This is a genomic window from Stenotrophomonas sp. 05L414_2 (genome assembly GCF_056397905.1).
Map to the genome: position 1 here is coordinate 1 of NZ_JBFTOJ010000326.1, position 1,160 is coordinate 1,160.

At 40.4% G+C, this 1,160-nt stretch carries 2 protein-coding genes; both read left to right on the top strand.

What is annotated here, in order from left to right:
- Window positions 1-636: hypothetical protein (locus tag AC1DJN_RS22035; RefSeq protein WP_478040296.1), on the top strand; the 636-nt coding region annotated here is incomplete at its 5' end.
- A gap of 24 nt (window positions 637-660) precedes the next feature.
- Window positions 661-1,155 carry a Cys-tRNA(Pro) deacylase gene (ybaK, locus tag AC1DJN_RS22040; RefSeq protein WP_477351586.1) on the top strand — a complete coding sequence of 165 codons (495 nt, stop codon included), beginning with the start codon at window positions 661-663 and terminating at the stop codon, window positions 1,153-1,155.
- The last annotated feature ends 5 nt before the right edge of the window (window positions 1,156-1,160 follow it).

Consider the following 1,160-nt stretch of genomic DNA (forward strand, 5'->3'; position numbering starts at 1 on the left):
GGTGATGCATATCGAAAAAACTCACTGTATTTTCAGCCAAAGAAAAATCCGTTATTGCTTGAGCTAGAAAATTTACTTTTAGGGCATACAGATCAAGAACTCTATGAGCAACAAAAAGAGGAATCCAACGAAATCACGCCTCAACAGCAAGCAATTATTGAAGATTTACAACAAACTAAAAAGAATGTGCTCGCTCATGAGCAAACGCAAAAAACTGAAGCTCTTGAGAATTCACAGCTAGAGCATGTAGATGAAGAGACGTTACAAATTTTAGAGCAGGTGAGGAATACAGCGCTAGCACCCACGCAATCTTCACCACAGGATTTACGTATAGCGTCAAGTGCAAATGATCAAATACAGCAAATGCAAGCACAATTAAATGGCCAAGAGCTAGATAAAAGTGAACTCGATGAGCCTGCTTTTGTTCGTGAAGTAATTGAAGTTAAAGTGCCAGAACGTTTTTCGAAGGAATTGAAATTAAATCCATTTGCAGATACAATTTTCGGTAAGAGTTATGCAGAGGCATATAAGGCGCGAACATTTAAATATGCGTCTGAAAAATATACCACTCATATTCAAATGGCGAAAGACGGCTATCGACCAGGAAATGACCCTATGTTCTCCATGATAGCCTAATGCTGCAGATGGGAGTTTTTTAATATGGCTAAGGCGAAGCATGCGAAAACGAATGCTATAAGATTATTGGAGCAACAAAAAATTCAGTTCGAAGTAATTGAATATGAAACAGGTGACGGCCAAGTTGACGGAATATCGGTTGCTGAAAAAATTGGTCACCCGGTTTCTCGTGTTTTCAAAACATTAGTAGCAAAGGCAAGTGCACAAAAGCTTTTTGTATTTGTTATTCCTGTAGCAGAAGAGCTTGATTTAAAAGCTGCTGCAAAGGTTATAGGAGAGAAGAAAATCGACATGCTCCCTGTCAAGGAGTTGCTCGGCTACACAGGCTATGTACGAGGCGGATGCTCTCCGGTCGGCATGAAGAAGCTTTATCCTACTGTCATTGATGCGTCAGCTCAAGAGCAAGGAAAGATTATTGTGAGTGCCGGAAAAATCGGCATGCAAGTCCACCTACAACTAGATGATTTAGTTGCTGCAACAAAGGCAAAGCTCGCACCAATTACCACTACCCAAGCATGATATGT